This window comes from Burkholderia sp. 3C, assembly GCF_054589155.1.
Map to the genome: position 1 here is coordinate 13,670 of NZ_BAAILN010000138.1, position 2,437 is coordinate 16,106.

Here is a 2,437-nt window from a genome sequence, read left to right on the forward strand (position 1 = left end):
GTTCGGCGTGGAAGGCTTTCCGGGCGAGAAGCGCATCGAGAACGAGATGTGGGGGCTGGCCGAACGCCTGTTCCCGCGCGACGAGGACGACGCCGGCATCAGCGCCTACACGCAGGGCCTGATGGATCTCGGCGCGACGCTGTGCGGGCGCGGCAAGCCCGAATGCCGACGCTGCCCGTATGCGGCCGATTGCGTCGCGAACGTGACGGGCCGTCAGCGCGAGCTGCCGGCCGCGCGTCCCAAGAAGGCGGTGCCCACGCGCCGCACCTGGATGCTGGTGCTGCGCGATGGCGATGCGGTGCTGCTGGAGCGACGCCCGCCGAGCGGCATCTGGGGCGGGTTGTGGAGCCTGCCCGAAGCCGATGGCGATGCGGCGGCACTGCAACGCGTGCGTGAATTCGGCGGCGAAACCGTCAGCGCGCTGGCGCCGTTCGTGCACACCTTCACGCATTTCCGGCTCGAGATCGAACCGCGCATCGCCGAGGTGGGCGCGCAGTCCGCCGCGGCCGAGGCCGATACCGAGTGGGTGCCGCTCGCGCGGCTCGATGCCTACGGCGTGCCGGCGCCCGTGCGCAAGCTGCTCGACGCCCTGAGCGGGCCGCTGATCTGAGAAGGGGCGTGCGGTGCGCGGTGCCGTTGCACCGCGCATTTATAGCCAGTCGTGGCGCTTGAGTACCTGATGCACGGCGTCGATGCGCGCGGCTGCGTCGGGAAGCTCCATCAGCTTCTGCCGCGTCCGCAACTCGAGCGGCAGCACTTCGGCGAGACGATTCGACACCCAGGTCGGGTCGTCGAAATGGAACGGTTCGAGGAGCGGCAGCGCGGCGTTTTTCACGTTGCGCAGCGCCGCGATGATCCGTTCGAGCACCTCCGCGCATGCGCCGAACTGGGCGATCGCCTGTTCGCCGTCGAGCGGGCGATCCTCGGGCAGCGGGTCGACGATACCCACCAGCAATCCGTTCGATTCGACGCGGTGCGAGAGCAGCGCGAAGCGCCGCGTGCCGACCGTGCGCAAAAACAGCATGCCGAATTCGCCGGTATCGCATTCGACGATTTCGGCCATGCAGCCGACGGCTTCGGGCACGGCCACCTGGTCGTCCTGCGCGACCTCGGGGCCGCTCTTGAGCAGGCAGACGCCGAACGGGACGTTGTCGCGCAGGCACCCGCGCGCCATGTCGACGTAGCGCGCCTCGAACACCTTCAGCGGCAGCAGGCCGCCCGGGAACAGCACGGTATGCAATGGGAACAACGGCAAATCGACGAGTTGGGTCGAAAGCGAGGACATGGCGGGCACCCCTGACGAGGAGCGGCTCGACGGTCTACTTGACGAGCCGCGATGACGCTTCGGCATCCACCGGTGCGTCACGATGCCGCACTATCACGTTCGCCTGCCGCGACAGACGCGCGGCGAGCGTCTCCGCAATGAACACCGAGCGATGCTGGCCACCTGTGCAACCGATCGCGACCGTCAGATAACTGCGGTTGTCGTCGCGGAAGTGCGGCAGCCATTTGACGATGAAGCTTTCGATGTCGTCGATCATCTGGTGCACGATCGGCAGCGCATCGAGGAACGCAATGACCGGCTGATCGAGCCCGGTCAGCGGCCGCAGTTCGCGGTCGTAGTAAGGGTTCGGCAGCGCGCGCACGTCGAACATGAAATCGCCGTCGAGCGGCACGCCGCGCTTGAAGCCGAACGATTCGAACATCACCACCAGATCGCCGTCGGGCTGCTCGATGAAGCGCTTGACCCAGGTGCGCAGCACGTTCGCGCGCAGGTTGCTGGTGTCGATCTCGTGACCGAAGCCGGCCAGCGGCGAAACCAGTTCGCGCTCGCGTTCGATCGCCTCGGCCAGCGAGGACATCACGCCGACATCGGCGTCGTGCGACGGGGAACCGGACAGCGGATGGCGGCGCCGCGTTTCGGAGAAGCGCTGGATCAGCGCCTGGGTACTGGCGTTGAGGAACAGCACGCGCACGTCGTGGTGTTGCGACAGCTCGCGGATCAGGTTCGGCATGTCGTCGAGCGAGGCGCTCGAACGCGCGTCGATGGCGACCGCGAGCCGCTGCTGGCCGTCATCGCCGACATGGCGCACGAGTTCGGGCAGCACGCGCGGCGGCAGATTGTCGACGCAGTAGTAGCCCGAATCCTCGAGCGCATTGAGCGCGACGGATTTGCCGGAGCCGGAAATGCCGGTGATGAGGACGATGCGCATGGGGAGGCGGAAAACCAGACGATGCATCATAGCACCGGCGCGCCGGCCCGTTAGGGCGCGGCGCCGGCGCCGGTCAGACGAGTTTGCCGGGGAACTGGCTGTCGGGGTCCTGCATGGCGAGACGCTGGCGATCCATGAAATCGCGCAGCGTATCGATGCCGCGCAGTTGCAGGATCGTGTTGCGCACCGCGGCTTCGACCAGCACGGCGAGGTTGCGGCCGGCC

3 protein-coding genes and 1 pseudogene are annotated in these 2,437 nt (G+C 67.6%); 1 reads left to right on the plus strand and 3 read right to left on the minus strand.

Annotation, left to right across the window (positions count from 1 at the left end; genetic code table 11):
• Positions 1–610: NUDIX domain-containing protein (locus tag ACYP33_RS29110; protein WP_459624830.1), on the plus strand; the 610-nt coding region annotated here is incomplete at its 5' end.
• Between the two features lie 39 nt (positions 611–649).
• On the opposite strand, the gene ACYP33_RS29115 is transcribed toward ACYP33_RS29110, so the two are convergent.
• The 3 genes and pseudogenes from ACYP33_RS29115 to ACYP33_RS29125 all read right to left on the minus strand — a co-directional run.
• The gene (locus ACYP33_RS29115) at positions 650–1,285 is read right to left on the minus strand and encodes an LON peptidase substrate-binding domain-containing protein (RefSeq protein ID WP_459624831.1); all 636 of its coding nucleotides are present in this window, start codon (positions 1,283–1,285) and stop codon (positions 650–652) included.
• Between the two features lie 34 nt (positions 1,286–1,319).
• Positions 1,320–2,213 carry an RNase adapter RapZ gene (gene rapZ, locus ACYP33_RS29120; protein ID WP_414450968.1) on the minus strand — a complete coding sequence of 298 codons (894 nt, stop codon included), beginning with the start codon at positions 2,211–2,213 and terminating at the stop codon, positions 1,320–1,322.
• A 73-nt stretch (positions 2,214–2,286) separates the two neighbouring features.
• Positions 2,287–2,437 (minus strand): annotated as a pseudogene (locus tag ACYP33_RS29125) (HPr(Ser) kinase/phosphatase); the annotation flags it as partial.

Excerpts from the sequence above, each read along its gene's own strand:
- rapZ (WP_414450968.1), bottom strand. The coding sequence starts at position 2,213 with ATGCGCATCGTCCTCATCACCGGCATTTCCGGCTCCGGCAAATCCGTC.
- ACYP33_RS29115 (WP_459624831.1), bottom strand. The coding sequence starts at position 1,285 with ATGTCCTCGCTTTCGACCCAACTCGTCGATTTGCCGTTGTTCCCATTG.